We start from the raw sequence: 26510 nt of genomic DNA, 5'->3' as shown, positions 1-26510 counted from the left end.
CAGAGAGGTCAGGCGAGGTTCAGCGCATCGAGCAGCCGGTTCGGGTCCGCGTCCTCGAGATGCGCCATGAGCCGCCCGGTACGTTCGCGGAGATCGCCCGTATCGGCCTGCAGCACGATTTCCTTGATATCGAGGATGGCGCCTGGCTGCATGCTGAATTCACGCAGCCCCATCCCGATCAGGAGTCGCGTGAAGCGGGGGTCGCCGGCCATCTCGCCGCACATGCTGACCGGGATGCCCTCCGCCGCGCCGGCCTCGATGGCCATGAGGATCAGGCGCAGGATGGCCGGATGGCAGGGATCGTAGAGATAGTTGACCGCATCGTCGAGACGGTCGATGGCGAGGGTGTACTGGATCAGGTCGTTGGTGCCGATCGAGAGAAAGTCGACGTGGCGGGCGATGGATCTGGCCGTCAGGGCGGCGCCCGGAATCTCGATCATGGCGCCGACGGGCATGTCGGGGTCGTACCCGAGTCCCTCCGTGTCGAGCTCGCATTTGAGCCGGGCGATCAGCTCCAGGACCGACTCCACTTCACGCACGTTGGTGATCAGGGGCAGCATGAGGCGGACGGGACCCAGCGCCGAGGCGCGCAGGATGGCGCGCAGCTGCGGGCGGAACAGCTCGGGCTCCTTGAGACAGAGTCGGATCGCCCTCAGTCCCAGCGCCGGATTGCTGGCGCTGGCACCCGAGTCGGCGGCGGAGTCGCAGCGTTTGTCCGCTCCCAGATCGAGTGTGCGGATGGTGAGCGGGATGCCCTCCAGCCCCTCCATGATCTCGGCGTAGGTGGTCAGGTGCTCCGACTCCTCCGGGAGGTCGTCGCGGTTCATGAAGAGGAATTCGGTGCGATAGAGGCCGACGCCGATCGCGCCCTTGGCCCGGGCGATCTGGACGTCCTCGGGGAGTTCGAGGTTGGCCATGATGCGGATCTGGATGCCGTCGCGGGTCCGAGAGGGCAGGTCGACCAGGGAACGCAGCTGGCGCTGGCGTCGGTCGATGGCGCGCAGACGCTGGCGGAAATGGTCGAGCGTACCCTCGTCCGCATTGGCGAGCAGGGTACCGGTCTCGCCGTCGACCACCAGCAGTTCCTGCGGTCGCAGGTAGCGTGTGGCCTCGTGAACCCCCATGATCGCCGGGATGCCCAGGCTGCGAGCCAGGATCGCGGTGTGCGACATGGGGCCGCCGTATTCGGTGACGAAGGCGACGGCGCCGCGATGATGGAGCAGGATGGCATCCGCGGGCGTGAGGTCCCTGGCGACCACCACGCAGCCGTTCAGGTCGTGCTCGACGAGATCGGTCGTCGGAGCGTCCTGCCGCAGGAATCCCTGGATCTGGCGCACCACGTGCTGGATGTCGTCGCGGCGGGTTCGCAGATAGGGGTCGTCCATCTCGTCGAACACCTGCATCAGGGTGTCGGAATGGATCTGCAGCGCCCAGTCGGCGCTGCAGTGCTGATGCGCGACGATATGCCGGACCGCGCCGACCAGGGTCGAGTCGTTCAGCATCAGGAGATGGGCGTCGAGAAATTCGGCCAGCTCGACGGGTGAGTCGTGGATCGCGCTGTCGCCTTGAATCTGTCGGCGAACCATCTGCAGCGCCTTGCGCGCCGAGTCGATGGCCATATCGAGCCGGGCGATCTCGGCGGCGACCTGGTCGTCGGCGATGCTCTCGTGGGTGGCCCGATGATGGCCGCGCGTGTCGATGAAAGCCGGCCCGAGGGCGACCGAGCAGGCCGAGGCGATGCCGATGCCCTGAAATGCGGTCGTCACTCGCCTTCTCCGAAGCGGTCCCGGATCAGCGCCTCGATGGCCATGATGGCCTCGTTCTCGTCATCGCCATCGGCCTGGACCATGACCCGGGTCCCCTGGCTGGCGGCGAGCATCATCACGCCCATGATGCTCTTGCCGTTGACGCTCTGGCCGCGGCGCTCGATCTCGATATGACTTCCGAAACGTGCGGCGCACTGCACCAGCTTGGCGGCGGCGCGCGCATGCAGTCCCAGCTTGTTGCAGATCTCGAACTCTTTGCGAATCATCCGGCAGGGATCCTTGCTTGGTGCTTGAGCGGTCTTATTGCGGTTCGTGCTCGCACAGCCGGACGCCGTCGCGTCCGCCCTGGAGCGCCTTTTCCGCCACCGTCTCCAGGTCGAGGGCGGCGTAATTCAATGTTCTTAGCAGCATGGGCAGATTCACGCCAGTGAGCACGCGCACATTCGCGCGCAGATTCTGCAGGCTGGTGGCGACATTGGCCGGGGTCGAGCCGAACAGATCGGTGAGCACCAGTACGCCGTCGCCCTGCTCGAGCCGGTCGATGCGTCTCAGCCCTTCCGCGACGAGCTGCTCGCATGGCGTGTCGTTGACGACCTCGAACGCCTCGACTCCGGGGGGAGAGCCGCCGAGGATCTCGCCGGCGATCCGCAGCAGGTCCCCGGCGAGCGGTCTGTGGGTGATGATGAGGAGTCCGACGCTCACGCGAGTTCCCGGTGCCTGACCATGACGTCGTGGCCGAGCGCCTCGAAGCGGCGGCGCAGCTGCTCGGTCATGTAGACCGAACGATGCTGACCTCCGGTGCAGCCGATGGCGATGGTGAGGTAGCTGCGGCCGTCGGTCTCGAAATGGGGGATCCAGCGCTCGAAGAAGCCGAGGATGTCGTCGCGCATCGCCCGGGTCTCGGCGCTGGATTCGAGGAAGCGCTCGACCATCGGATCCAGTCCGGTCAGCGCTTTGAGCTCCGGCTGCCAGTGCGGATTGGGCAGGCAACGGACATCGAAGATGAAATCGACGTCCTGTGGCACGCCGTGCTTGAAGCCGAAGGATTGGAGCAGGATCGATGCCTTGGGCGAGGCGTTCCCGACCGCCCAGCCGCGCACCCGGTCGCGCAGCTCGTGGACGTTGGTCTGGGTGGTGTCGATGCAGAGCTCGGCACAGTCGCGGATCGGCATGAGCAGCTCGCGTTCCAGCTGGATGGCCTCTCCCAGGGGGCGGTCTCCCCGCGTCAGAGGATGCTTGCGCCGCGTTTCGCTGAAGCGCTTGATGAGGGTCTCGGTCTGCGTCTCGAGGAAGAGGACCCGGCAGTCGATACCGCGCGACAGGGCCGTCGCTGCCAGTTCGGGAAGCTGTCTGAGCTCCTCGGCGTTGGTTCGGGCATCGATGCCGACCGCTGTGTGGGCGAAGGCGGTGTCGAGCCTCTTGTTGAGCTCGAGCGCCAGGTCATTGAGCAGAAAGAGCGGCAGATTGTCGATGCAGTAGTAGCCCAGGTCTTCGAGCGTGTGGAGGGCGACGCTCTTCCCGGAGCCGGACAGACCGCTGAGAATGACGAGTTTCATCGGATTATGCGTAGCGAGCGAATATGCGTTGCGATCGGGTTCGGTTGAGATACGGCTTCGGCCGGGGCGCTGCCTCTTGTCCTGGCCTTTTCAGCGTTTGAACGTCGGTGGGTCCGGACGGTCGACGCTGATCGCGCGTGCCTGACGGTCGATGAAATCCACCCCTGCATCATAGCCCCGGATCCGCAGTATCTGGTGGCGTACCGCGGCCTCGACCAGGATGGCCAGGTTGCGCCCCGGCGCGACCGGCATGACGATCTTGGGGACGGCGACGCCGAGGATGCTCATCGCGGTCAGGCTGCCGCTGAGCCGGTCGATGCATTCGAGCTGGCGATGATCCAGTGGCTGCAGGTCGATGACGAGGTGCAGGGTCTTGCTCCGCACCACGGCGCCCTCGCCGAACATGGCGCGGATGTTGAGAATGCCCAGCCCCCGAACCTCCAGGAAGTCCCGGAGCGTCTCCGGACAGGTTCCCTCGATGGTCTCGGGCGCGATGCGGGCGAATCTGGGGGCGTCGTCCGCGATGATGCGGTGGCCGCGGCTGATGAGCTCGAGCGCCAGCTCGCTCTTGCCGATCGCGGGATCCCCCACCAGCAGGACCCCCATGCCGAGCACCTCGATGAAGACCCCGTGGATCGTCTTGCGCTCGGCGAGCGCATGGGTCAGGAAATAGCGCAGATGGTTGATCAGGTCCTGATCGTCGAGCGACGAGGCCAGGAGCGGGGTCTGGGTGCGCTCGGCGGCCTCGAGCAGGGTTGCGTCCGGCTCGATGTCGTCGGAGAAGATGACCGCGGCCGGATGGTCGGCGAAGAGCTTGTCGATGGTCTCGGCGTAGGCCGTGCTGCCCAGTCCGGTCAGGTAGATCTGCTCGGGACGGCCGATGACCTGCAGCCGGTTGGGATGGATGCAGTTCAGCGAGCCGATCAAGGATTGCTGTGCGTGCTTGGGACTCTCGCCGCGCAAGGGCCGAGGTGCGGCCGGTTCCTTGGTGAGCCAGCGGAGCTTGAGCTGGGGTGCCGTCTGAGCGATCAGTAATTGCAGGCTGTCGATCATGGCAGACGCCTCGCCGAGCGGTCTATCCGGCGCTCAGGATGCTCAGGAGCCGGGCGGGGGAGTCGGCTTCGCGCAATTGGGCTCGGATCTGGGGGTCGCTGAACAGACTGGCCAGATGGGCGAGCAGGTGCAGATGCTCCTCGTTCGCGGCCTCCGGAACGAGCAGGGCGAAGGCCAGGTCGACCGGCTCGCCGTCGGTGGCGTCGTAATCGACGCCCGTCTTGGTCTGTACGAAGGCGCCGAGCACGTCGGAGACATCCTTCAGGCGCGCATGGGGCAACGCGATCCCGTGGCCGAGGCCCGTGCTGCCGAGACGCTCGCGCTCGAGCAGACGCTCGAAGACGGTCTCCGTCTGCAGGCGCGGATGATCGCTCGCCAGGAGTTCGGCCAGGGTTTCGAGCAGACGCTTCTTGCTGGAGATCTCAAGCCCGCATCCGATGCGGGATTCGCTGATCAGGTCGGGGCTGAACATGGGCCAACTCCTGTCAATCACCGGCGCGCTTCATGGCGATCGGCGTGCTTCAGGGCGACCAGGTCGCTCGGCGACGGCCAATTCCGGCTCTGGCGCCGCGGACAAATGATCTTGGTCATGAGTCGTGGTTTCCTCGGATCGTCCCGATGACGGGTAGGTAGGATGACGCGTGCATCATATGTGCTCATTCGCCATCGTCTCAATGAAAAACACCTCGAACGGCCCTCCCCGGTCCGTTCGAGGTGTCGCGCGTCTCAGTCGATCGACGCGTCCGTCAGGTCTCCGTGTGCAGATCCTTCATTCCGGCTCGGCGATTTTGGGGGCGGCGGCCCGGTGGTCGCTTTTCTTTTCCTTGTGGCGGATGATTTGACGATCGAGCTTGTCGATGAGTCCGTCGATGGCCGCATACATGTCCTCATGGACGGAGTCGGCGAAGACCTTGCCCCCATTGACATGGAGAGTCGCTTCAGCCTTTTGGGCGAGCTTTTCGACGCTGAGGACGACGTGGGCGTTGATGACGTGGTCGAAGTGTCGCGCTAGACGTTCGAATTTGCTGTCGACATAACTCTTCAGCGCATCGGTGACGTCGATGTGGTGACCCGTCAGGTTGATCTGCATCATATGACTCCTTAAGGTTCAAACGGCCTGTCATGCCAGGCGTTTGCGCTCGTTCGAGGGTGGGATCCCCATTGCCTCGCGATATTTGGCGACTGTTCGGCGCGCGACCTTGATTCCCTGGTCCGCGAGTTCCTGCGCGATTTTGCTGTCGCTCAGGGGCTTTCTGGCGGATTCCCCCGAGATCAGCTTGCGGATCAGGGCGCGGATTGCCGTGGACGAACACTCGCCGCCAGAAGCGGTGCTCACGTGTGACGAAAAGAAGTACTTGAACTCGAATGTGCCTCGGGGTGTATGCATGAATTTCTGGGTGGTGACCCGGGAGACGGTGGATTCGTGCAGCTCGAGCGCTTCGGCGATGTCGCGCAGGACCATGGGGCGCATCCCCTCGTCGCCGTGCTCGAAGAAGTCCTGCTGCATCTCCACGATCTTGGATCCCACGCGCAGTACCGTGTCGTTGCGGCTCGTGAGGCTCTTGATGAACCATCGCGCCTCCTGCAGATGACTCTTGAGCGTGGCGCCGTCCGCGCTCTGATCGGCGCGCCGGATCAGACTCGCGTAGTCCGCGTTCACCCGCAGTTTCGGCGTCGACTCCGGATTCAGCTCCACGTGCCAGCGGCCCTCCCGTTTGCGCACGAAGATGTCGGGGACAACGTACTCCGGCGGCGCCTCTTCGATCAAGTTCCCCGGTCTGGGATTGAGCCGGCGGATCAGGGCGAGCGCCTCCGCGATCCGCTCCTCGGGTTCCTTCAGTTGACGGGCGAGCGCGGCGATGTCGCCCCGAGGCAGGTGATCGAAGCCCTCGGCGCAGACCCGGATCGCCAGGTCGCGGGCGCCGGTCCGCTGCGGCAGCTGACGCAGCTGGATGATCAGGCATTCCTGGAGATTGCGCGCGCCGATGCCCGGAGGGTCGAGCGATTGGACGCGGTGGACCAGGGTCTCGATCTCCTCGAGGCTGACGCCCGGATCGTCGATGGCGGCGACCAGATCCTCGACGTCTGCGCGCAGATAGCCGTCGCGATCGATCGAATCGATGACCGCCTGGGCGATCGCGTCATCGCGGTCGTTGAGGCGGCTCAGGTTCAGCTGCCAGGCGAGGTGGTCCTGTAGGGTCTGGGGGCGGCTCTGCTGGGCGAAGGGGTCGAAATCCGAGCCATCGTCGGTCCCGTGCACGGTCGGCGGCAGATAGCTGTCGTAGACGTCGGTCCACTGGGTGTCGACCGGCAGGTCCTCGGGCATCTCGTTCGATTCGGCGCGGATCTCGCGGTCGATGGCGAGATCCTGCTCGCCGCGCTGAGGCTCCGCGTCCTGACTGTGGTCGATGCGCGCATCCTGGGATTCGGCGGCCGGCGAGCGTTCGCTCTCGTCCCCCTCTTCGAGCATGAGGTTGGTTTCGAGCGCCTCCTGGATCTCCTTCTGGAGTTCGAGCGTCGACAGCTGCAGCAGCTTGATCGCCTGCTGCAGCTGGGGCGTCATGGTGAGGTGTTGGCTGAGGCGAAGCTGTATGGATTGCTTCATCGATCGCGTAGGCGTCTTGGTGTGATCCGCTCGGGGCTAAAGCAATAAAGGTGCCTGTAATGATTCTAGCCCATTTCGGTGGGCTGGAGGTCGAGCCGTGCCGGGCCTGGATCTCGTATCGCGCGCCGCACTCTCCTCTTGGTTATAGATGCTTCGACGGGTCGCCGTCTACATCGAGAAATCGGCGCCGAGATAGACGTCGCGAACCTGCTGGTCCGCGAGCAGCTCGCTGGGGCGCCCGGTGGCGATCACCGTTCCCGTACTGATGATGTAGCCTCGATCGCAGATATCCAGCGTCTCGCGGACATTGTGGTCCGTGATGAGGACGCCGATGCGCCGCTCGCGAAGATGGGAGACGATCGCCTTGATGTCGCCCACGGCGATGGGATCGACGCCGGCGAAGGGCTCGTCGAGCAGCATGACCGCCGGGTCGACCGCGAGCGCCCGGGCGATTTCGAGCCGCCGCCGCTCGCCGCCCGAGAGGCTCAGGGCGAGCGAGTCGGCGACATGGGCGATGCCCAGCTCTTCGAGCAGCCGTTCGCAGCGTTCCTGGCGCTCGGCGCGTATGAGATCGCGCCGGGTTTCGAGGATGGCGAGGATGTTCTCGCGTGCCGAGAGCTTTCGGAACACCGAGGGCTCCTGCGCCAGATAGCTGAGTCCGGCGCGCGCGCGGGCATGCATCGGCAGTCGGGTGATGTCGCGTTCGTTCAGCGAGATGCGTCCCTGATCGGCGGCGATGAGACCGACGATGAGATAGAAGCAGGTCGTCTTGCCGGCCCCATTGGGGCCCAGCAGTCCCACCACCTCGCCCGGCTCGACCTCGACCGTGACGTCCTGCAGAACCTGCCGCCGACGGTAGCTCTTCCTCAGGTGTTCGGCGCGCAGGGCGGTCAAGCTGAGCTCCTGGTCGCGGGCCTTGTCATTGCTTCTCCGGGGTGATGGTGATTTTGACCCGTCCCGAGCCTCCGGCCCGGAACTGGGCATGGGCGCGATCGTAGATGATGCGGTCGCTGGCCAGACGGTCGGTGCCCTGGATCAGCAGCCCGTCGCCGATCAGGATCAGCTCGTCCTTGTCGGCGTCGTACTCCATGCGCTTGGCGAACGCCTCGACCTCGCCCTGATCGCCGTCGAGCAGCTGCTTGTAGCGGGCCGGCTCGCCCAGGGCGATGATGAGTCTGGGCTGCCGATCCTCGCGATGATAGACGGTCACGTGATCGGCCAGTAGCCGCATGCTGCCTTGGTCGACCTGGACGTTGCCGACGTAGACGCTGGTGTTGTCGCTCTCTCGGACCTCGACGTCGTCCGCTTCGATGAGCATCGGCTTGCTGGCGTCCTCCTCCAGGGCCCATGCCTGGGTGGTGGTTAGGCCGGCGAGCGCGATCAGGAGCCAGGCGGCCATCTGGCCGGCCGAACGGGGCCGATGGGCATGGGAATGGGTCATGGCTGAGGATCCTGCTCGGGCGCGAGCCGGATGCGCGCGCGTCCGTGGAAGGTGGTTCGGGTCGGTTCGTTGTACCAGAGACGCATGCCATTGGCGGTCAGTGCGTCGTCGTCGCTGCGGACGCGCACCTCCAGGTCGGTTTCGGCGAGGCCCTGTTTGCGCCAGATATCCAGACGCTCGGTCTCCAGATGGGCCGGACGATTCTCGCCGTCGCCCGGGCGGTCCATCTGGACCCGGCCCTCGAGGCGGATCTGGTCGCCGCCGGCGAAGACCGTTCCTCGCTCCGACTCGGCATGCCAGGGCGGCCCTTCGGTCTGGAGGAGATCGAGACGCGGCCGGTCGAGCTCGGAGACGTCCTCTTGCGCATAGTGCCGCAGCTCGGTCGCGGTCAGGTGACGCGTCGGGCGTCCGGTGTCGTCCGTCTCGACCGCGGAGAATTGCTGCACGACATAGTCCGGCAGTCTGGGCCGCGCCGCCGGGGTTCCTTCATCGTCCCCGGTGGGTTTGAGCGACCACCAGGCCGCGATCCCCAGGGCGGCGAGGCAGGCCGCGAGCAGAAACTGTCTCGCGTTCCAGAAAGACCGCTCGAGATAGCCCCGATAGGCGGTCATCGATAGCGCTCCATGACGCGCTCGAGGTTGCCCTGGGCCTCGAGGATCAGCTCGCAGACCTCGCGGGCCGCACCGCGTCCGCCTGACGCATCGGTGGTCCAGTGGGCCTGCTCGCGAACCCTCGGGTGGGCGTCCGCCACGGCGACCGCGAGTCCGACATGGCGCATGACGGGCAGGTCGACCAGATCGTCGCCGACATAGGCGATGGCCTCGTCCTGGAGATCGAGCCGCTGCTTGAGTTCTTCGTAGGGGGGGCGCTTGTCGCGATGGCCCTGGTAGACCTCCGAGATGCCCAGGCTGGCCATGCGCATCTGGACCACCTGGGAGCTGCGTCCGGTGATCACCGCCAGCCGCACGCCGGTCTCCTGGAGCATCACCATGCCGTGACCGTCGCGCGAGTGGAACGCCTTGTATTCGAGTCCGTCGTCGCCGAGATAGAGGCTGCCGTCCGTCAGCACTCCGTCGACGTCGAAAATGACCAGTCGGATCCGGGATGCGCGTTCTCGAATGTCCTGCATGGCTGGCTGACCTCGTTGGCGATTGAACGGATGAATGCTGGGCGCATGAGGCGGCGTGGCGCTTGTTGGGTACCGGCCGGCTGTTACACCACGCCCGCTCGGAGCAGATCGTGCATGTTGAGGGCCCCGATCGGCCGTCTCCCGGGGTCGAGCACCAGCAGACCGTTGATGGATCTGGATTCCATCAGGCGCACCGCCTCGACGGCGAGCGCGTCCTGGGAGATGGTGACGCAGTCGGGGGTCATGACCGAATCGATGCGCGTTCGGTGCACGTCGACGCCGCGGTCGAGCGCACGGCGCAAGTCGCCGTCGGTGAAGATGCCGGCCAGGGTGCCGTCTGGGGCCAGAATGGCGCTCATGCCCAGTCCGCCGCGCGACATCTCCTCGAGCGTGTCCATGAGACTGGTGCCAAGCGGGACCGCCGGCAGGCGCGCGTCGCGGTGCATGATGTCCGAGACGTGCAGCAGCAGGCGGCGTCCGAGCGACCCGGCCGGGTGCGAGCGGGCGAAATCCTCGGCCGTGAAGCCGCGGCTTTCGAGCAGGGCGATCGCCAGTGCGTCTCCCATCGCGAGCGCGGCCGTGGTGCTCGAGGTCGGGGCGAGACCGAGCGGACAGGCCTCGCTGGCGACGCTGATATCGAGATTCACGTCGGCCTCGCGCGCCAGGGTCGAGCCGCGTCGGCCGGTCATGGTGATCAGGGGCACGGCGAGCCGCTTGATGAGCGGCAGAATGACCAGCAGTTCCTCGGTCTCGCCCGAATTGGAGATGGCGAGCACCACGTCGCGCGGCGTGATCATGCCCAGATCCCCGTGGCTCGCCTCGCCCGGGTGGACGAAGAAGGCCGGACTGCCGGTGCTGGCGAGGGTCGCCGCGATCTTGCCCCCGATGTGTCCGGACTTGCCCATGCCGAGCACCACGATGCGGCCCTCGCAGACGAGCATGTAGCGGCATGCCTGGAGGAAGGCGGCGTCGATGCGCGCGGCGAGCGCGGCGACCGCGCCGGCCTCGGTGTCGATCACGGCGCGCCCGAGCTCCAGGATCTTGTCCGCCTGGCCTTCGGCCAGCATGGCCTCGCGTGCGCCGAGTTCTCTGCGTTCAGTCATGCTCGCCTGGGTCCTGTCGGTTTTCGGGTCGTTTCGATGGATCTCGGGGCGCCTGCCCATCACGGATCGCGGAAGGCGTGACAAAAATACACCATGGGCGGCTTGCATGTCCCGGGTATGCGGCGGGTGTCGCGCGGGGCGTGCGGATGAGTCCGGCAATCTGGGAAGCATTGTGGATTCCGCCTCGGGGTCGTCACGCAACTTGACGTTACTGGCCGCGGTCGCGAGAATTTACGGCTTTTGGCCAATGATGCCTCTTACGCGGAATCACGACCATGCATAGGTGGGGCGCGATGGCTGTGCGGCTGGCTTGGGGCTCGGGCGATGTCCGTGCATCGTCCGAGCGCATCGACGAATCGGCGCCAACGGTCTTCGCCACGAGGAAGAGTCATGTCCGTCGAGTCTGATCGCGATGTGCTGGTGCGGATCCGCGGATTGCATTTCAGGCGCGGGCCGCGCGTCATCTTCGACGACCTGAGCCTGGACATCCTGCGCGGCTCGGTGACGGCCGTGATGGGGCCGAGCGGAACGGGAAAGACGACCCTGCTCAAGCTGATCACCGGTCAGCTGCGCCCCGACGCCGGCTCGATCGAGGTCGACGGCGAGGATGTGCTGCGCCTGGACAAGGCCGGTCTCTACCGGCTGCGCCGGCGCATGGGGATGCTGTTCCAGAGCGGTGCGCTGCTCACCGATCTCGACGTCTTCGAGAACGTCGCCTATCCGCTGCGCGAGCACACCGACCTCAATGAGTCCATGCTGCGCAAGCTGGTGCTGCTGAAGCTCGAGGCCGTGGGGCTGCGGGGCGCGCGCGACCTGATGCCCAGCCAGCTGTCCGGCGGCATGGCGCGTCGCGTGGCGCTGGCCCGGGCCATCGCGCTCGACCCCATGATGATCCTCTACGACGAGCCCTTCACCGGTCAGGATCCCATTTCCCTGGGCATGCTGGTGAGTCTGGTCCGACAGCTCAACGATGCGGCCGGCATGACCAGCATCCTGGTGTCGCACGACGTCCAGGAGACGGCGAGCATCGCCGACTATCTCTATATCCTGTCCCAGGGGCGTATCATCGCCCAGGGAACGCGTGAACAGATCGAGGGCGACGATTCCGAGCCGGTCCGGCAGTTTATGGACGGCCTGCCCGACGGGCCCGTGCATTTCCACTATCCGGCGTCTCCACTGGACGAGGATCTGCGTTCACCTGGGAGGCGTCGATGAGATTCGAGGGACTGGCCCGGCTCGGCCGTGGCGTGATCGGCGCGCTGGAACGACTGGGTCGCGCGCACCTGCTGCTGCTGGCGATTCTCGGCGGCACCGGCGAGGTTCTGCGGCGTCCGCGTCTGCTGTTCGATCAGATCTACAACCTGGGCGTGCTCTCGCTGCTCATCGTCGGGGTCTCCGGGCTCTTCGTCGGCATGGTGCTGGGGCTGCAGGGCTATTACGTGCTTCAGCAGTTCGGCGCCGAGGAGAGCCTTGGTATCATGGTCGCCGCCTCGCTGGTGCGCGAGCTCGGCCCCGTGGTCGCGGCCCTCCTGGTGGCGGGGCGCGCCGGATCGTCCCTGACCGCCGAGATCGGTCTGATGAAGGCGACCGAGCAGCTCTCGGGTCTCGAGATGATGGCGGTCGATCCGGTCCGTCGCATCCTGGCTCCGCGTTTCTATGGCGGTGTTATCGCCATGCCCCTGCTGGCCGCCATCTTCAGCGCGGTCGGGGTGCTCGGGGGCTATTTCGTCGGCGTGGGTCTGCTCGGCGTCGACGAGGGGGCCTTCTGGAGTCAGATGCAGGCCAAGGTCGACTTCCAGGAGGATATTCTCAACGGCGTCATCAAGAGTTTGGTCTTCGGTATCGCCGTTACCTGGATCGCGCTCTTCCAGGGCTACGATACGGTGCCCACCTCGCTGGGCGTGAGCCGTTCGACCACCCGCTCGGTGGTGCACGCGGCCCTGCTGGTCCTGGGGCTCGATTTCGTTCTGACGGCCTTGATGTTTGGAGACTGATGGCAATGGGCAAGCGGCATACTATCGAGGCCATGGTCGGTGCCTTCGTGGCACTGGGCGTCGTGGCGCTCTTCTTCCTGGCGATGAAGGTCAGCAATCTCAGTATGATCTCCGGCGAGGACGGCTATCAGCTGACGGCTCGTTTCTCGAACATCGGCAGTCTCAAGGTTCGCGCCCCGGTCACCATGGCGGGGGTGCGCATCGGCCGGGTCGAGTCGGTGAGCTTCGACAAGACGACCTACGAGGCCGTGGTCGGCATGCGGATCGACGCGGCCGTCGATTCGATCCCGGACGACACCTTCGCCAACATCTTTACCTCGGGTCTGCTGGGCGAGCAGTTCATCGGACTGGAGCCCGGCGGAAGCCCGGAATTCCTGCGCGATGGCGACGCGATCGCCAACACGCAATCGGCACTGCTCCTCGAACAGATGATCGGGCAGTTTCTCTTCAAGAAAGCAGGTGAAAGCGGCTAATGTTTCCTCAACGTCGGTTCCTTCTGTCGATGCTGTTCCTTTTGCCGCTCGCTTGGAGCGGCGCCCTTCTGGCCTCTCAGGACGACGCCTCGGCGCTGGTGAAGCGTACCTCCGAGCGCATGCTGAGCACGCTCGAGGCCCGCAAGACCGAGATCGACCGCAATCCCTCGCTCATCTACGGCATGATCGAGAACGTCGTGGCCCCGCATTTCGATTTCCAGCGCATCACTCAGGGCGCGGTCGGACAGTACTGGCGCCAGGCCAGCGCGCAGCAGCAGCGCGCCCTGGTCGATGGCTTCAAACAGGTGCTGGTGCGCACCTATGCCCGCTCGCTGCTCAGCTATTCGGGTCAGGAGATCCGTTATCTGTCGGTCAAGCCGGGTAGCCGTCCGAACATGGTCGTGGTGCCCACCGAGGTGCGAGAGGCCGGTTCCACCCCGATCCCGGTCGACTATCGCATGTACGACAACGGCAGCGGCTGGAAGGTCTACGACGTCGTCATCAACAATGCCAGCCTGGTCGGAAACTACCGCAACAGTTTCGCCAACGAGGTGCGCCAGAGCGGCATCGACGGCCTGATCGCCAAGCTGGACGAGATGAACAGGGATGGGCGGGAGTGAGCGCCGAGGTGCGCCTGACGCAGGTCGATTCCGGTCGCTGGCGACTGCAAGGGGGCTTGGACTTCGGGACGGTGACCTCTTTGGCTCTAGCCGGGAAACGGCTGTTGAGGGACGCCGGCCGGCCTGACGCGGATACCCTGGTCATCGACCTCGCCGAGGTGGATTCGGCCAACAGCGCGGGGCTCGCGCTGCTCCTCGAGTGGCTCGACGTGGCGCGAGCCCGCGACATTCATCTATCCTACGCCAACGTCCCGGACTCGCTGCGGCGGATCGCCGCCTTCTCCAACCTGCAGGATGTGCTGCCGATCGCCGTCTGACGATGCGTTCGCCATTCGTCTCGGCGATATCGGCCTGCCCTTGATTCCACCCAATCCTTCCCGGTTTCATCGATTCGATCATGGACAAGCTTCTCATCACCGGCGGCAATCCATTGCATGGCCAGGTGCGCGCCTCCGGTGCCAAAAATGCCGCGCTCCCGATTCTGGCGGCGACCCTGCTCGCGGATGGGCCGGTCGCGCTCGAAAACGTGCCTCGACTGCGCGACATCTCGACCACCTTCGAGCTTTTGGGTCGGATGGGCGCCCGTCTGACGCCAAACGGCTCGGGCGTGGTGACGGTGGAGCCCCGGACCCTCACCAGTTTCGTGGCGCCCTACGAGCTGGTGAAGACCATGCGCGCCTCGATTCTGGTGCTGGGACCCTTGGTGGCGCGCTACGGGCGGGCGGACGTGTCGCTGCCGGGAGGCTGCGCCATCGGCGCCCGTCCGGTGAACCTGCACATCGAGGGCCTGCGCGCCATGGGCGCCGACATCGGCGTCGAGGGCGGCTATATCCGCGCGCGTGCCGAGCGTCTGCACGGCGCGCGGCTGGTGATGGAGGTGGTTTCGGTCACCGGGACCGAGAACCTCATGATGGCCGCCGCGCTTGCCGATGGCGAGACCCTGATCGAAAACGCCGCCCGCGAGCCCGAGGTCGTCGACCTGGCCGACTTCCTCAACGCCATGGGGGCGCGCATCGAAGGGGCGGGAACGGACCTGATCCAGATCCAGGGCGTCGAGCGGCTCTCCGGGGCGCGCTATCGGGTCATGCCGGACCGGATCGAGACCGGAACCTTCCTGGTCGGAGCGGCCATGACCGGCGGCCGGGTGCGGGTCACCGAGACCCGCCCGGACTGTCTCGATGCGGTGCTGCAGAAACTGCAGGAGGCCGGGGCCGAGGTTATGGTGGGCGAGGACTGGATCGAGCTGGACATGCGCGGCCGGCGCCCCAGGTCGGTCGACATCCATACCGCGCCCCATCCGGCCTTCCCGACCGACATGCAGGCCCAGTTCTGCGCCCTCAACAGCATCGCCGAGGGCGTTGGCGCGGTGGCCGAGACCATCTTCGAGAACCGCTACATGCATGTCCCCGAGCTGCAGCGCATGGGTGCCGACATCCGTATCGAGGGCAATGTCGCCATCTGTCACGGCGTCGAGCGCCTGACCGCGGCCCCGGTGATGGCGACCGACCTGCGCGCCTCGGCCAGTCTGGTGCTGGCTGGCCTGGTGGCCCGGGGCGAGACGCTGATCGACCGCATCTATCACCTGGATCGCGGGTATGAGAACATCGAAGACAAGCTCCTGGCCTTGGGTGCGAGCATCCAGCGCATCGCCGGGACGAGCCGGATGAACGCAGCATGAATCTGAACGCCTCTCTGACCATCGCCCTCTCGAAGGGGCGGATCTTCGAACAGACGCTGCCGCTCCTGGCGCATGCCGGCGTCGAGCCGCTGGAGGATCCGGAGACCAGCCGCAAGCTGATCCTGGAGACCACCAATCCCAGGGTCAAGTTCGTCATCATCCGGGCCAGCGACGTGCCCACCTACGTTCAGTACGGCGCGGCCGATCTGGGCGTGGCGGGCAAGGACGTGCTGCTCGAACACGGCGGCGAGGGGCTCTACGAGCCATTGGATCTCGAGATCGCGCGCTGTCGCCTCATGGTGGCGGGATTGCCGGATTCCCGGCCGCCGTCTTCCCGCCGGCTGCGGATCGCCACCAAATACGTCCATTGCGCCGAGCGCTATTTCGCCGCCAAGGGACAGCAGGTCGAGATCATCAAGCTCTACGGCTCCATGGAGCTGGCGCCCCTGGTCGGCCTGGCCGACCAGATCGTCGACCTGGTCGAGAGCGGCAACACGCTCAAGGCCAACGGTCTGGTGCCGCTCGAGCACATCGCCGACATCAGCTCGCGCCTGGTGGTGAACAAGGCCTCCTGGAAGATGAAGCACGAGGCGGTGACCGGGCTGCTGGAATTACTGCGCGAGGCCGTCGGCGGCGAATGATTGAAGCGGCCAGCTTCCAGCGACCAGCTGCCAGCTTGGCTGGAGCCGCTTTCCAATCTCGATCCCTTGGCCGATGCTTGGCTGGATGAGGAAAGGGGTCGCCCATAAAGACATACATCAGCTGGTGGCTGGAAGCTGACAGCTACCAACCAAACATGAGCGAGACAACCGTGACCGATATCAAATGTCTCTCCACCCAGGACGCCGATTTCCAGGCGCGGCTCTCCGCCCTGCTGGCCTGGGATTCGGTCTCCGACGACCGGGTGCAAGGCACCGTCGCCGAGATCATCAAGGAGGTCCGCGCGCGCGGCGACGCCGCCCTGATGGACTACACCGCGCGCTTCGACCGCTGGGCGCCGGCCTCCGCGGCCGATCTGGAGCTTCCGCGCTCGCGTCTGGCCCGGGCCTGGGCGGCCATCCCCGCCGATCAGCGCCAGGCGCTGGAGACGGCCGCCGAGCGCATCCGCGCCTATGCCGAGCATCAGAAGATGTCCGGCTGGAGCTATCGCGAGGACGACGGCACATTGCTGGGCCAGCAGGTCACGCCGCTCGACCGCGTCGGGCTCTATGTGCCGGGCGGCAAGGCGGCCTATCCCTCCTCGGTGCTGATGAACGCCATCCCGGCCAAGGTGGCGGGCGTCTCCGAGCTGATCATGGCGGTGCCGACCCCGGACGGCGAGCTCAACGAGCTGGTCCTGGCCGCGGCGCACATCGCCGGGGTCGACCGCGCCTTCGCCATCGGCGGCGCCCAGGCCGTCGCCGCGCTCGCCTACGGCACCGAGACGATTCCGGGCGTGGACAAGATCGTGGGCCCCGGCAACATCTATGTCGCCACCGCCAAGCGTGCCGTCTTCGGCCAGGTCGGCATCGATATGGTCGCCGGCCCCTCCGAGATCCTGGTCGTCTGCGACGGCGGGACGGATCCGGACTGGATCGCCATGGACCTCTTCTCCCAGGCCGAGCACGACGAGGACGCCCAGTCCATCCTGGTGAGCTGGGACGCCGAGTTCCTCGACCGCGTCGCCGCCAGCATCGACAGGCTGTTGCCGACCATGGAGCGCCGGGAGATCATCGACGCCGCCCTGAAGGCGCGCGGCGCCCTCGTCCTCGCCCGCGATCTGGACGACGCCATCGCCGTCGCCAACGAGATCGCGCCCGAGCACCTGGAGCTGTCGGTCGAGGATCCGGAGTCCATCGTCGGGCGCATCCGGCACGCCGGCGCCATCTTCATGGGACGCTACACGGCCGAGGCCCTGGGGGACTACTGCGCTGGTCCCAACCACGTGCTGCCGACCTCGCGGACCGCCCGTTTCTCGTCGCCTCTGGGGGTCTACGATTTCCAGAAGCGATCGAGCCTCATCCTGTGCTCGAGCGCCGGCTCGGCGGTGCTCTCGCGCACCGCATCCGTGCTGGCGCGTGGCGAGGGGTTCACCGCCCACGCCCGCTCGGCCGAATATCGCGGCGAGGATGCGTCATGAAATCGCGGATCGAATCACTGGTGCGGCCCGAGATCCTCGCGCTGCGCGCCTATCATGTCCCGCCGGCCGCCGGCCTGATCAAGCTGGACGCCATGGAGAATCCCTATGGCTGGCCCGAGTCGCTGCTCTCCGAATGGCTGGAGACGCTGCGCGGGGTCGAGCCGAACCGCTATCCGGATCCTCAGGGCGAGGCGCTGCAGGCGGCGCTGCGCAAGGCCATGGGCATCCCGTCCGACATGGGTCTGCTGCTCGGCAACGGTTCGGACGAGCTGATCCAGATGCTGGCCCTGACGGTCGCCCAGCCGGGGCGCAAGGTGCTCTCGGTGGAGCCCGGCTTCGTCATCTACCGCATGGTCGGGCTCTTTTCCGGGATGGAGTACGTCGGCGTGCCGCTCCAGGCCGAGGACTTCTCGCTGGATCTGCCGGCGATGCTGGAGGCGATCGAGCGCGAGCAGCCGGCGCTGGTCTATCTGGCCTATCCGAACAACCCGACGGGCAACCGCTTCGACGTCGACGACATGGTCCGCATCATCGAGGCCGCTCCCGGTCTGGTCATCGTCGACGAGGCCTATGCCCCCTTCACCGACTACAGCTTCATGGGCCTGCTCGGCGACTGGGACAACCTGCTGGTCATGCGCACCGTCTCCAAGATGGGGCTGGCGGGTCTGCGGCTCGGCTATCTGGTCGGTCCGACGCCCTGGCTGGCCGAGATCGACAAGGTGCGTCTGCCCTACAACGTGAACGTCCTCACTCAGGTCTCGGCCACCTTCGCGCTCGAGCACAAGGACGTCTTCGACGCCCAGACCCAGAGCATCCGCACCGAGCGCGGCCATCTGTTCGAGGCGCTGGGCGGGATCGAGGGGCTGCAGCTCTATCCGAGCGAGGCCAACTTCATCCTCGTCCGCACCCCGGCCGGGCGGGCGGGCGCCATTTTCGATGGGCTCAAGGAACGCAAGATCCTGATCAAGAACCTCGACGGGGCCCATCCCCTGCTCGCCGACTGCCTGCGTCTGACGGTCGGCTCGCCCGAGGAGAATGCGGCCATGGTCGAGGCGCTGAAGGCGGTGATGGCATAGGGTTGCGGGGGCGTACCCGACCCTCTCTCTGCTGCCTGGGGGTGCCCCCGACGTTCATCGGGGATACCTTCAGGTTCAACATCCCTCGATCCGGTCGTAATAGCGCGCGCGATAGATGAGACGCCGGTTCTCGCCGTCGCTGAATCCGGTGCGGGTGTGGAGCACGTTGTTGCAGATGAGTCCCCAGCCCGATTCGAGTCGCGCGCTGAAGTGCCAGGGCGACTCTTCCTCCAGGATCTCTCTGAGCGCGGCGACGGCGGCGCCGGTCGCCGGGTCGTTGCGCCAGCGGATGTTGCGCTTGCGGTTGGTGAAGCGCATGTGCAGACGTCCATCCGCGCGCACCGAGAACACGGGGCCCGAGCAGTCCGGGCGCGTCTCTTTTCCATCGACATGACTGGCCGGGATGGCCATGGTTTCCGGGTGCATGAGTGCGCGGACGTGCTCTGGATCCCGGTCTCGCAGCAGCATGTAGGCGATCTCGTGATCGAGCAGGGCGTTCGCGCCGCCCGCGTCGGCGGGCTGGACGCAGTGCAGCAGCATACCGTGGATCTGGCGGTCCGGGCGGTTGTAGTAGCCGTCGGTGTGCCAGGAGATCGGCTGGTCGGAGTAGGGGATGAAGTCCCGATGGCGCCGGTCCGTCTGGACCGTCAGGGAGGTGATGGCGTCCTCGTCGGCCCCCGGGTTGTGGTCCAGGCGGTTCAGACCGAACCTGGTTCCGAGTTCGCGGGGGATGGATTTGTCCGGATTCTCTCCCGTCGTGCCTGCATAGATCGCCATGTTGGCCGCTCGGCAGCGCTCTAGGATCGCGGCATGCTCGGCCTGGCTCAACCGGCGAGGGTCGCCGACCTCGACGATCAGGGCATCGAGCCTCGTCGGGGCCTGCGACAGCTTGCGTTCGCGCCAGACTCGATAGGACGTTTCGTTGATGGGATCGAACGGCGAACCGGTCATGGATGTTGTCTCGGACATATGGGGCTGCGTCCTCTCGATCTTCTCCGAAGAACGGATTCTAGCTGGCGCGAATGGCGCTGCAGGGCAAACAGGGAGTCAGGACATCCGCACCACGCCCGAGACGATCCCCAGGATCTGGATCTCGTCGTGCTTCAGATGGATGGGCTCCATGTTCGGATTGGCCGGCTGCAGCCGGATGCCGTCCGGCTCGACGTAGAAACGCTTGAGCGTGACCTGCTCGCCCTTGATCAGGGCGACCACCGTCTCTCCGTTCTCGGCCGTCTGGCGCTGCTCGACGATGATGATGTCCCCGTCCTGGATCTGGTCGTCCATCATCGAGTGTCCGCGCACCCGCAGCGCATAGCTGTTCTTGCGCACCATGTTGCGCGGAACCGTGACGCTCTCCTGGTCCTCGGAGAGGTCGACCGGCCTTCCGGCGCTCACGTATCCGAGCAGGGGCAGCGATACCCCGTCCTCGCCTTCGAGCTCCAGCGGCTCGAGCGCGGGAGTCCAGATCGCATGGGCACGTTTGGTGATGAGATAGAGGGGTTGCGCCATGGGCTTCTCCGATGGCCGGGTCGCGAAGGCTGTCGCAGGATGCCCCAGTCTACCCGAGCGCGAGAGGCGCGAGAAAGTGGATGCCGATGGCTTCGCGAGAATTTGTTAGCACTCATCTTGACAGAGTGCTAATCCGGGTCTACTTTACATAACGTAAGCAGTCGCCCGGTCGGGGACTGCGAAACCGGCGGTTCGCAAGAACGCCATCTCATCGTTCATATTGCCTTGTGGCACATATTGCTCATCGGAGGATATGTCATGACAACGCTCGACTTCTCACCCCTGTTCCGCTCCATGATCGGCTTCGATCGTCTGGCCAATTCGCTTGAGACCGCCTACCGGACCGAGCCGGGCGGCTATCCGCCCTACAACGTCGAGGTCATGGACGAGAACAGCTACCGCATCACGCTCGCCGTGGCGGGTTTCACCGAGTCCGAGCTGGATATCGAGGCGAAGGAGAATTTGCTCACCGTGACCGGTCAGCGCAAGACGGCCGAGGCGGAGGGCAATTTCCTCTATCGCGGCATCGCCAACCGCGGCTTCGAGCGCAAGTTCCAGCTGGCCGACTATGTCCGGGTCGCCGAGGCCCGCCTGGAGAACGGCCTGCTCAACATCGAGCTGGTGCGCGAGGTCCCCGAGGCCATGAAGCCGCGCCGCATCGAGATCCGCGGCACGGATGGCGGGCCGTCGATCACCCATGAATCGGGCTCGGAGGAAACGGCCAAGGCCGCATAAGGCGCGAGACTGTACCGGCGACGCTCGATCCATCGCCGGCATGGAACGGCCGGGCTCTAGCCCGGCCGTTCCTCGTTGACCCTCTGATCGGCCTGCGCTGGCCGAGCGTGCAGCGAGTGAGTCGAATGTGGGCATCCTCGTTGTGACGTGTGCGGGCGTTCGGTCGCCGAATCGTCCCTTTTCAGTCATTTCATTCCGTTACACTGGCGTGATCGTGCGGAGTCAGTGCAATTCGTGTTTGGTCTCGATCCCAATAAAGAGCATTGATTAATTTAATGCGTCCATTGGGAACATCGTATGATGTGCTTGGGCGCGACGATCCTCTCTCCCTTCATCGCATCCGGCATTCGATCCAAGTCGATGATTAACAAGGATTGCAGAGCGGGGTTGGGAGCCGATGCCGGGGCGGGGCGGATGGGGCGCCGCTTCGATCGCGGATTTCGATTCGGCGGCATCCACTTGCAGAGGCGAATATGCCTGGCCGGAGCGCCAAAAGGCCGAGACCTTTATGGTAAAGTTCCGTGCCGTTTTGGCGGCTGATCGGTCCGTCCACCGCTGTATCCCGACGTTGCGATTGGTCGCCCATTTCGCTCGGCTCAAACCAACGAAAACCCGTAACGGGGGGATCTCAATGTCAACAGATTTCGTCCTTTGGTTCGCGATCAGCGCCGGAGCACTGGCTGTAATCTTCGGCCTCGTCGTCGTGGCCTGGATCAACTCCCAGTCCGCCGGCTCCGAACGCATGCAGGAAATCGCGGCAGCGATTCAGACCGGTGCCAGGGCCTACCTCAACCGCCAGTACAGCACCATCGCCATGGTGGGTGCGGCGCTCTTCGTCGTGCTGTGGCTGATGCTCGACCTGGCCACGGCCGGTGGTTTCGCCATCGGCGCCATCCTCTCCGGCCTCGCCGGCTATATCGGCATGAACGTATCGGTTCGCTCGAACGTGCGCACCGCTCAGGCCGCGACCGTGAGCCTCGAGGCCGCACTGGCCATCGCCTTCCGCGGCGGTGCCGTCACCGGCATGCTGGTGGTCGGTCTGGGCATCATCGGGGTGGCGGGCTACTTCCTCTTCCTCGGCGCCGACGAGCCGGCCCTGCACGCCCTGATCGGTCTCGCCTTCGGCGGCTCGCTGATCTCCATCTTCGCCCGACTGGGTGGCGGTATCTTCACCAAGGGCGCCGACGTCGGTGCGGACCTGGTGGGCAAGGTCGAGGCCGGCATCCCCGAGGACGATCCGCGCAACCCGGCGGTCATCGCCGACAACGTGGGCGACAACGTCGGTGACTGCGCCGGCATGGCGGCCGACCTCTTCGAGACCTACGCGGTCACCATCATCGCCACCATGGTTCTGGGCGGTCTGCTGTCCAAGGCCGCCGGCGGCTTCGACATCGACTACGTCATCTACCCGCTCGCGCTGGGCGCAGTCTCCATCATCGCCTCCATCGTCGGCGCCTACTTCGTCAAGGCCACCGATGGCGGTCGCATCATGACCGCGCTCTACAAGGGCACGGCGGTCGCGGGCGGTCTCGCCTTCATCATGTTCGCGGTCGTGACCGGCCTGCTCATGGGCGATCACTTCTTCTCGATGCTCTTCTGCGCGCTCATCGGTCTGGGTCTGACCGCAGCGCTCATGTTCATCACCGAGTACTACACCGCGACCGAGTTCCGTCCGGTTCAATATGTCGCCGAGGCATCCCAGACCGGTCACGCGACCAACGTCATCGCGGGTCTGGCCATCTCCATGAAGTCGACCGCGCTGCCCGTCCTTGCGGTCTGCGTCGCCATCTGGGCCGCCTACGGGGTCGCCGATCTCTACGGTATCGCCATCGCCGCCACCGCCATGCTCTCCATGGCCGGCATGATCGTGGCGCTCGACGCCTACGGTCCCATCACCGACAACGCCGGCGGCATCGCCGAGATGTCCGGTCTGCCCGAGGACGTGCGCAAGACCACCGACGCCCTCGACGCCGTGGGCAATACCACCAAGGCCGTGACCAAGGGCTACGCCATCGGCTCCGCCGGTCTGGCTGCGCTGGTGCTCTTCGCCGACTACACCCACAACCTGGAAGCGGCCGGCAAGATGCAGGACTTCATGCTGTCCGACCCGGCCGTCATCATCGGTCTCTTCATCGGCGGTATGGTGCCCTATCTGTTCGGCGCCATGGCGATGGAGGCCGTCGGCCGCGCCGCCAGCGCGGTCGTCATGGAGGTGCGCCGTCAGTTCAAGGAGATCAAGGGCATCATGGACGGCTCCGCCAAGCCGGACTACTCCCGTGCCGTCGACCTCCTGACCAAGGCCGCCATCAAGGAGATGGTCATCCCCTCGCTGCTGCCGATCCTGGTTCCGGTCGCGGTCGCCATGGGCATGAACATCCTCATGGGCGACGGCGCCGGCATCCGCGCACTGGGCGGCATGCTGATCGGCACCATCGTCACCGGTCTCTTCGTGGCCATCTCCATGTGCACCGGCGGCGGTGCCTGGGACAACGCCAAGAAGTACGTCGAGGAAGGCAACTTCGGCGGCAAGGGCTCCGAGACCCACAAGGCGGCCGTGACCGGCGATACCGTCGGCGACCCCTACAAGGACACCGCTGGCCCCGCCATCAACCCGCTGATCAAGATCATCAACATCGTGGCGCTGCTCCTGGTGCCCCTGCTGTGATCTAGTCGGACCCGACCGGGGCGCGTCCCCGGTCTCGCCGAGATCGAACGCGACCTCCGGGTCGCGTTTTGCGTTTCAGTGTCCGGCCGGCTTGTGGCGACGAACGGCTTCGCCGACAATGAGCGCCGTTTGCAACAGATTCAGCGACGGACGAGCCTCTATGTCGGAACAGCGAAGCTCCATCCACGGCCAATGGTCGTCCCGCCTCATCTTCATCCTGGCGGCCGTCGGTTCCGCAGTGGGGCTGGGCAATATCTGGAAGTTCCCCTATATCACCGGGGAGAACGGCGGTGGCGCCTTCGTCCTCATCTATCTGTGCTGCATCGCTCTGATCGGTATCCCCATCATGATGGCCGAGGTCCTCATCGGCCGGCGCGGGCGGCAAAGTCCGATCAACACCATGCGCGCGCTCGTCAAGGACGAGGCCGCTCATCCCGCCTGGTCGCTGCTCGGATGGGGCGGGGTCATCACCGGCTTTTTTATCCTGTCCTATTACAGCGTCATCGGCGGTTGGGCGCTCGCCTACGTCTTCCATACCGCCGCGGGCTTTTTCTCGGGCGCGAGCGCCGACCAGGTCGGCACGCTCTTCAAGGATTTCGTCGGCGCCCCCGAGTCGGTCTTGGCCTGGCACACCATCTTCATGGTCATGACCATGGTCGTGGTGGCACGCGGCGTACAGGGCGGACTGGAGAAGGCCGTCACCTTTCTGATGCCGGCACTCTTCCTGCTGCTGCTGATCCTGGTGGCCTATGCCATGACCCTGGGCGCCTTCGGCAAGGGCCTGGATTTCCTCTTCAGTCCGGATTTCGGCAAGGTCTTCTACCATTGCGAGCTCGATGCGGCCGGTGCCGAGGTCTGCCGCTTCAGCGGCGAGCCCATCCTCATCGCTCTTGGGCACGCCTTCTTCACCCTGAGTCTCGGGATGGGCGCCATCATGGTCTACGGCTCCTACATGCCCGGCGATGCCTCCATCGGCCGCGCGACCTTGGTGATCGTGATCGCGGATACGGCCGTCGCCCTCCTTGCCGGCATGGCCATCTTCCCCATCGTCTTCGCCAACGGTCTGCAGCCCGCCGCCGGGCCGGGTCTCATCTTCCAGACTCTGCCCATCGCCTTCGGCGCCATGCCCTTCGGCCAGTTCTTCGGAACCCTCTTCTTCGTGCTCCTGGTCTTCGCCGCCTGGTCGTCGGCCATCTCGATCATCGAGCCGGCCGTCGCCTGGCTGGTCGAGAACCACGGACTCGGCCGCATTTCGGCCTCGGTCGTCGTCGGCTTCCTGGCCTGGTTCCTCGGGCTCGGCACCGTCTTTTCCTTCAACCTCATGTCCGGCGAGAAATTCCAGCTCTTCGGCAAGACGATCTTCGACCTGTTCGACTATCTGACCGCCAACATCCTGCTGCCCCTCGGCGGCTTCTTCATCGCCATCTTCGCCGGCTGGATCATGTCCCGCGCCTCGACCCGGGACGAGCTGCAGGCGGGCGAGTCCATCGGCTATCGGGTCTGGCGATTCCTGGTGCGCTATATCTCGCCGCTGCTGGTGGTGATCGTCTTCCTGCATGCGATCGGGGTGATTTGAGCTCCTGCCTTGCGCGTGCAGTGCGGACAGCAGCCGTGTCTCCGATTCGCCGCTTGCTCTTGCCGGAACAGCCGATTTGTAGGTTGGGCCGAGGTACGAGGCCCAACGCGGCGCTGTTGGTAGCCCCGTAGGGCGGAATAGCGATAGCGTATTCCGCCGAATGGAGTAGACCGACCATGCTGGCTCGATTCGTGTGTTGGCGTTTGTGCAATCCGGCATGCGGCGCAATACGTTGCACTATTGCGCCCTACTTGGTGATGCAGGGGCGGATGGTGGTCGAGGTCTTGGTAGGTTTGTAGAAACGCCCTTGCACGACTTGGTTCCAGGCGTCATCGGTGAGGGGAGGGATGTCGCTGTCGTCGATCGCGCTGTCATCGCGCGCGCGGAGTGCCGCGAGTTCGGCTCTCTGCTCTTCGCTCAGGGGCGGCAGTCGATCGAGATCCAGGTCCTGCTGAACGATGGGTTTGCTCATAGCGTCGCCTTTCGGTCTTGTCTGCTACCCACGCCGAGATGATTTGGCGGTCTCCCATTCGCTCGCCCCAATTGAGGGTATCATTCGCGTCCCTGGGTTTTCCCAAAGGGTCGGGCGACTTCTTCTGAAAGCGCTTCCCCGGTGCCGGGCCTTGGCGGGAGGGGCGTTCCCGATGGACCGGCGCTCCCTTCGGGCCGGCCGACCGTCCATTCGACGAATCCCAATTACAATCCGACCGAGGTCTCTCTGGAATGCTGCACGAATTCATCGACTGGATCCTGATGACGGTCCATGGCTGGGGGTACGCGGGTGTCTTCACCCTGATGGCGATCGAGTCCTCCTTCATCCCCTTTCCCAGCGAGGTGGTGCTGATCCCGGCGGGCTATCTCGCCTATCAGGGCAAGATGGACCTGGGCCTCATCCTGGCCGCCTCGCTGGCCGGCAGTCTGGCGGGAGCCTTCTTCAACTACTTCTTCGCACTCATGCTCGGACGGCCCGTCCTGGAGCGCTACGGGAAGTATTTCTTCATCCGTCCCACGATGCTGCACAAGTCGGACGCCTTCTTCGCCAGGCACGGCGCCATCTCCGTCTTCACCGGCCGTCTGATTCCGGGGATCCGCCAGCTGATCTCCCTGCCCGCCGGGCTCTGCCGTATGCGTCTGCCGACCTTCACGGCCTACACCGCGCTCGGCGCCGGACTCTGGTCGGCGGTTCTGATCGCGCTCGGCTATTTCATCGGCGGCAACGAGGAACTGCTGCAACGCAATCTGCCACTGGTGACCGGTGCCGCGCTCGGGTTCGTGGTTCTGACCCTGATCGGCTACTACCTGTGGCAGCGCCGTCAGGCCGTTTGAGGGGCGTCCGCGATGGGTTCGCGCCTTTCTGAGCACCCCCGTCCTTCGGGGTCTTTCCGTCTCCGGTGAGTTCGTGGACCCGGGGG

The 26510-nt window shown here is 65.5% G+C and carries 29 protein-coding genes; 13 read left to right on the top strand and 16 right to left on the bottom strand.

All coding sequences use genetic code 11. The features are described from left to right. Positions 1-8: 8 nt before the first annotated feature. The 13 genes from ptsP to D779_RS04430 all read right to left on the bottom strand — a co-directional run bounded on the left by ptsP (position 9) and on the right by D779_RS04430 (position 10653). The gene (ptsP, locus tag D779_RS04490) at positions 9-1766 is read right to left on the bottom strand and encodes a phosphoenolpyruvate--protein phosphotransferase (RefSeq protein ID WP_043750036.1); all 1758 of its coding nucleotides are present in this window, start codon (positions 1764-1766) and stop codon (positions 9-11) included. Next, on the bottom strand, positions 1763-2032 hold the full coding sequence (locus D779_RS04485; RefSeq protein WP_043750032.1) for an HPr family phosphocarrier protein: 270 nt from the start codon (positions 2030-2032) through the stop codon (positions 1763-1765). The genes ptsP and D779_RS04485 overlap by 4 nt, the downstream gene beginning before the upstream one ends. 34 nt (positions 2033-2066) lie before the next feature. Next, positions 2067-2468: a PTS sugar transporter subunit IIA gene (locus D779_RS04480; RefSeq protein ID WP_043750029.1), complete on the bottom strand. Its 402-nt coding sequence runs from the start codon at positions 2466-2468 to the stop codon at positions 2067-2069. Then, positions 2465-3322: an RNase adapter RapZ gene (gene rapZ / locus D779_RS04475; RefSeq protein WP_043750026.1), complete on the bottom strand. Its 858-nt coding sequence runs from the start codon at positions 3320-3322 to the stop codon at positions 2465-2467. Before rapZ ends, D779_RS04480 begins: the two co-directional genes overlap by 4 nt. A gap of 90 nt (positions 3323-3412) precedes the next feature. Further along, entirely contained in the window at positions 3413-4375 is a 963-nt protein-coding gene (hprK, locus tag D779_RS04470) for an HPr(Ser) kinase/phosphatase (RefSeq protein WP_043750025.1), read from the bottom strand. Positions 4376-4397: 22 nt separating this feature from the next. Beyond that, the gene (locus D779_RS04465) at positions 4398-4847 is read right to left on the bottom strand and encodes a PTS sugar transporter subunit IIA (protein ID WP_043750021.1); all 450 of its coding nucleotides are present in this window, start codon (positions 4845-4847) and stop codon (positions 4398-4400) included. A gap of 297 nt (positions 4848-5144) precedes the next feature. Beyond that, on the bottom strand, positions 5145-5465 hold the full coding sequence (gene hpf / locus D779_RS04460) for a ribosome hibernation-promoting factor, HPF/YfiA family (protein ID WP_043750140.1): 321 nt from the start codon (positions 5463-5465) through the stop codon (positions 5145-5147). Positions 5466-5495: 30 nt separating this feature from the next. Then, a complete protein-coding gene (locus D779_RS04455; protein ID WP_043750018.1) occupies positions 5496-6980 on the bottom strand; it encodes an RNA polymerase factor sigma-54 in 1485 nt (494 codons plus the stop codon). Between the two features lie 168 nt (positions 6981-7148). Further along, the gene (gene lptB / locus D779_RS04450; RefSeq protein ID WP_043750015.1) at positions 7149-7874 is read right to left on the bottom strand and encodes an LPS export ABC transporter ATP-binding protein; all 726 of its coding nucleotides are present in this window, start codon (positions 7872-7874) and stop codon (positions 7149-7151) included. A 25-nt stretch (positions 7875-7899) separates the two neighbouring features. Beyond that, the gene (gene lptA, locus D779_RS04445) at positions 7900-8421 is read right to left on the bottom strand and encodes a lipopolysaccharide transport periplasmic protein LptA (protein WP_052347825.1); all 522 of its coding nucleotides are present in this window, start codon (positions 8419-8421) and stop codon (positions 7900-7902) included. Next, positions 8418-9032 carry an LPS export ABC transporter periplasmic protein LptC gene (lptC, locus tag D779_RS04440; protein ID WP_043750012.1) on the bottom strand — a complete coding sequence of 205 codons (615 nt, stop codon included), beginning with the start codon at positions 9030-9032 and terminating at the stop codon, positions 8418-8420. The genes lptA and lptC overlap by 4 nt, the downstream gene beginning before the upstream one ends. Beyond that, positions 9029-9550, bottom strand: coding sequence for a 3-deoxy-manno-octulosonate-8-phosphatase KdsC (gene kdsC / locus D779_RS04435; protein ID WP_043750009.1), 522 nt, complete (start codon positions 9548-9550; stop codon positions 9029-9031). The genes lptC and kdsC overlap by 4 nt, the downstream gene beginning before the upstream one ends. Positions 9551-9633: 83 nt before the next feature. Continuing rightward, complete coding sequence (locus D779_RS04430; RefSeq protein WP_043750134.1) at positions 9634-10653, bottom strand: KpsF/GutQ family sugar-phosphate isomerase; 1020 nt, start codon at positions 10651-10653, stop codon at positions 9634-9636. Positions 10654-11043: 390 nt separating this feature from the next. Here D779_RS04430 and D779_RS04425 point away from each other — a divergent pair, with 390 nt between their 5' ends. From D779_RS04425 to hisC, 9 genes are all read left to right on the top strand, one after another. Beyond that, a complete protein-coding gene (locus tag D779_RS04425; protein WP_043750007.1) occupies positions 11044-11868 on the top strand; it encodes an ABC transporter ATP-binding protein in 825 nt (274 codons plus the stop codon). Beyond that, positions 11865-12647, top strand: a complete 783-nt coding sequence (mlaE, locus tag D779_RS04420; protein WP_043750004.1) for a lipid asymmetry maintenance ABC transporter permease subunit MlaE — start codon at positions 11865-11867, stop codon at positions 12645-12647. The genes D779_RS04425 and mlaE overlap by 4 nt, the downstream gene beginning before the upstream one ends. 5 nt (positions 12648-12652) lie before the next feature. After that, positions 12653-13120 (top strand): outer membrane lipid asymmetry maintenance protein MlaD, encoded by a 468-nt coding sequence (mlaD, locus tag D779_RS04415; protein WP_043750002.1) that lies wholly within the window; start codon positions 12653-12655, stop codon positions 13118-13120. Positions 13121-13149: 29 nt separating this feature from the next. Continuing rightward, positions 13150-13740: an MlaC/ttg2D family ABC transporter substrate-binding protein gene (locus tag D779_RS04410; RefSeq protein ID WP_232424062.1), complete on the top strand. Its 591-nt coding sequence runs from the start codon at positions 13150-13152 to the stop codon at positions 13738-13740. Then, complete coding sequence (locus D779_RS04405; protein ID WP_052347824.1) at positions 13737-14057, top strand: STAS domain-containing protein; 321 nt, start codon at positions 13737-13739, stop codon at positions 14055-14057. Before D779_RS04410 ends, D779_RS04405 begins: the two co-directional genes overlap by 4 nt. Before the next feature lie 80 nt (positions 14058-14137). Continuing rightward, positions 14138-15418 carry a UDP-N-acetylglucosamine 1-carboxyvinyltransferase gene (gene murA / locus D779_RS04400; protein ID WP_043749996.1) on the top strand — a complete coding sequence of 427 codons (1281 nt, stop codon included), beginning with the start codon at positions 14138-14140 and terminating at the stop codon, positions 15416-15418. After that, a complete protein-coding gene (gene hisG / locus D779_RS04395) occupies positions 15415-16059 on the top strand; it encodes an ATP phosphoribosyltransferase (protein ID WP_043749993.1) in 645 nt (214 codons plus the stop codon). The genes murA and hisG overlap by 4 nt, the downstream gene beginning before the upstream one ends. A 170-nt stretch (positions 16060-16229) precedes the next feature. Continuing rightward, complete coding sequence (hisD, locus tag D779_RS04390) at positions 16230-17537, top strand: histidinol dehydrogenase (RefSeq protein ID WP_081763325.1); 1308 nt, start codon at positions 16230-16232, stop codon at positions 17535-17537. Further along, positions 17534-18613 (top strand): histidinol-phosphate transaminase, encoded by a 1080-nt coding sequence (gene hisC / locus D779_RS04385; protein ID WP_043749989.1) that lies wholly within the window; start codon positions 17534-17536, stop codon positions 18611-18613. Before hisD ends, hisC begins: the two co-directional genes overlap by 4 nt. Before the next feature lie 75 nt (positions 18614-18688). On the opposite strand, the gene D779_RS04380 is transcribed toward hisC, so the two are convergent. Then, positions 18689-19564 carry a TauD/TfdA family dioxygenase gene (locus D779_RS04380; protein WP_043750128.1) on the bottom strand — a complete coding sequence of 292 codons (876 nt, stop codon included), beginning with the start codon at positions 19562-19564 and terminating at the stop codon, positions 18689-18691. A 96-nt stretch (positions 19565-19660) separates the two neighbouring features. Further along, positions 19661-20122, bottom strand: coding sequence for a transcriptional repressor LexA (gene lexA, locus D779_RS04375; protein WP_043749987.1), 462 nt, complete (start codon positions 20120-20122; stop codon positions 19661-19663). A gap of 258 nt (positions 20123-20380) precedes the next feature. On the opposite strand from lexA, the gene D779_RS04370 reads away from it, so the two are divergent. The 3 genes from D779_RS04370 (at position 20381) to D779_RS04360 (ending at position 25098) form a co-directional block, all read left to right on the top strand. Beyond that, positions 20381-20857, top strand: coding sequence for an Hsp20 family protein (locus D779_RS04370; RefSeq protein WP_043750124.1), 477 nt, complete (start codon positions 20381-20383; stop codon positions 20855-20857). Between the two features lie 631 nt (positions 20858-21488). After that, positions 21489-23522, top strand: a complete 2034-nt coding sequence (locus D779_RS04365; RefSeq protein ID WP_043749985.1) for a sodium-translocating pyrophosphatase — start codon at positions 21489-21491, stop codon at positions 23520-23522. Between the two features lie 160 nt (positions 23523-23682). Next, a complete protein-coding gene (locus tag D779_RS04360) occupies positions 23683-25098 on the top strand; it encodes a sodium-dependent transporter (protein WP_043749984.1) in 1416 nt (471 codons plus the stop codon). A 247-nt stretch (positions 25099-25345) separates the two neighbouring features. Here the strand turns inward: D779_RS04360 and D779_RS04355 are convergent, their stop codons facing one another. Continuing rightward, positions 25346-25570 (bottom strand): hypothetical protein, encoded by a 225-nt coding sequence (locus D779_RS04355; protein ID WP_052347823.1) that lies wholly within the window; start codon positions 25568-25570, stop codon positions 25346-25348. A 251-nt stretch (positions 25571-25821) separates the two neighbouring features. On the opposite strand from D779_RS04355, the gene D779_RS04350 reads away from it, so the two are divergent. Continuing rightward, positions 25822-26424, top strand: a complete 603-nt coding sequence (locus D779_RS04350; protein WP_043749982.1) for a DedA family protein — start codon at positions 25822-25824, stop codon at positions 26422-26424. The last annotated feature ends 86 nt before the right edge of the window (positions 26425-26510 follow it).

Origin of the sequence: Imhoffiella purpurea (assembly GCF_000585215.1) — a bacterium.
Taxonomy (GTDB): domain Bacteria; phylum Pseudomonadota; class Gammaproteobacteria; order Chromatiales; family Chromatiaceae; genus Imhoffiella; species Imhoffiella purpurea.
Note: the sequence above shows the minus strand (reverse complement) of the source record. Positions and strands in the feature narration are given on the sequence as shown.

Bases quoted from the DNA above. Each gene is read 5' to 3' on its own strand.
- D779_RS04485 (WP_043750032.1), bottom strand. From the start codon at position 2,032: ATGATTCGCAAAGAGTTCGAGATCTGCAACAAGCTGGGACTGCATGCG.
- rapZ (WP_043750026.1), bottom strand. From the start codon at position 3,322: ATGAAACTCGTCATTCTCAGCGGTCTGTCCGGCTCCGGGAAGAGCGTC.
- hprK (WP_043750025.1), bottom strand. From the start codon at position 4,375: ATGATCGACAGCCTGCAATTACTGATCGCTCAGACGGCACCCCAGCTC.
- D779_RS04465 (WP_043750021.1), bottom strand. From the start codon at position 4,847: ATGTTCAGCCCCGACCTGATCAGCGAATCCCGCATCGGATGCGGGCTT.
- hpf (WP_043750140.1), bottom strand. From the start codon at position 5,465: ATGCAGATCAACCTGACGGGTCACCACATCGACGTCACCGATGCGCTG.
- D779_RS04455 (WP_043750018.1), bottom strand. From the start codon at position 6,980: ATGAAGCAATCCATACAGCTTCGCCTCAGCCAACACCTCACCATGACG.
- lptA (WP_052347825.1), bottom strand. From the start codon at position 8,421: ATGACCCATTCCCATGCCCATCGGCCCCGTTCGGCCGGCCAGATGGCC.
- lptC (WP_043750012.1), bottom strand. From the start codon at position 9,032: ATGACCGCCTATCGGGGCTATCTCGAGCGGTCTTTCTGGAACGCGAGA.
- kdsC (WP_043750009.1), bottom strand. From the start codon at position 9,550: ATGCAGGACATTCGAGAACGCGCATCCCGGATCCGACTGGTCATTTTC.
- D779_RS04430 (WP_043750134.1), bottom strand. From the start codon at position 10,653: ATGACTGAACGCAGAGAACTCGGCGCACGCGAGGCCATGCTGGCCGAA.
- D779_RS04425 (WP_043750007.1), top strand. From the start codon at position 11,044: ATGTCCGTCGAGTCTGATCGCGATGTGCTGGTGCGGATCCGCGGATTG.
- mlaE (WP_043750004.1), top strand. From the start codon at position 11,865: ATGAGATTCGAGGGACTGGCCCGGCTCGGCCGTGGCGTGATCGGCGCG.
- mlaD (WP_043750002.1), top strand. From the start codon at position 12,653: ATGGGCAAGCGGCATACTATCGAGGCCATGGTCGGTGCCTTCGTGGCA.
- D779_RS04410 (WP_232424062.1), top strand. From the start codon at position 13,150: ATGCTGTTCCTTTTGCCGCTCGCTTGGAGCGGCGCCCTTCTGGCCTCT.
- murA (WP_043749996.1), top strand. From the start codon at position 14,138: ATGGACAAGCTTCTCATCACCGGCGGCAATCCATTGCATGGCCAGGTG.
- hisG (WP_043749993.1), top strand. From the start codon at position 15,415: ATGAATCTGAACGCCTCTCTGACCATCGCCCTCTCGAAGGGGCGGATC.
- hisC (WP_043749989.1), top strand. From the start codon at position 17,534: ATGAAATCGCGGATCGAATCACTGGTGCGGCCCGAGATCCTCGCGCTG.
- D779_RS04380 (WP_043750128.1), bottom strand. From the start codon at position 19,564: ATGACCGGTTCGCCGTTCGATCCCATCAACGAAACGTCCTATCGAGTC.
- lexA (WP_043749987.1), bottom strand. From the start codon at position 20,122: ATGGCGCAACCCCTCTATCTCATCACCAAACGTGCCCATGCGATCTGG.
- D779_RS04370 (WP_043750124.1), top strand. From the start codon at position 20,381: ATGACAACGCTCGACTTCTCACCCCTGTTCCGCTCCATGATCGGCTTC.
- D779_RS04365 (WP_043749985.1), top strand. From the start codon at position 21,489: ATGTCAACAGATTTCGTCCTTTGGTTCGCGATCAGCGCCGGAGCACTG.
- D779_RS04360 (WP_043749984.1), top strand. From the start codon at position 23,683: ATGTCGGAACAGCGAAGCTCCATCCACGGCCAATGGTCGTCCCGCCTC.
- D779_RS04355 (WP_052347823.1), bottom strand. From the start codon at position 25,570: ATGAGCAAACCCATCGTTCAGCAGGACCTGGATCTCGATCGACTGCCG.
- D779_RS04350 (WP_043749982.1), top strand. From the start codon at position 25,822: ATGCTGCACGAATTCATCGACTGGATCCTGATGACGGTCCATGGCTGG.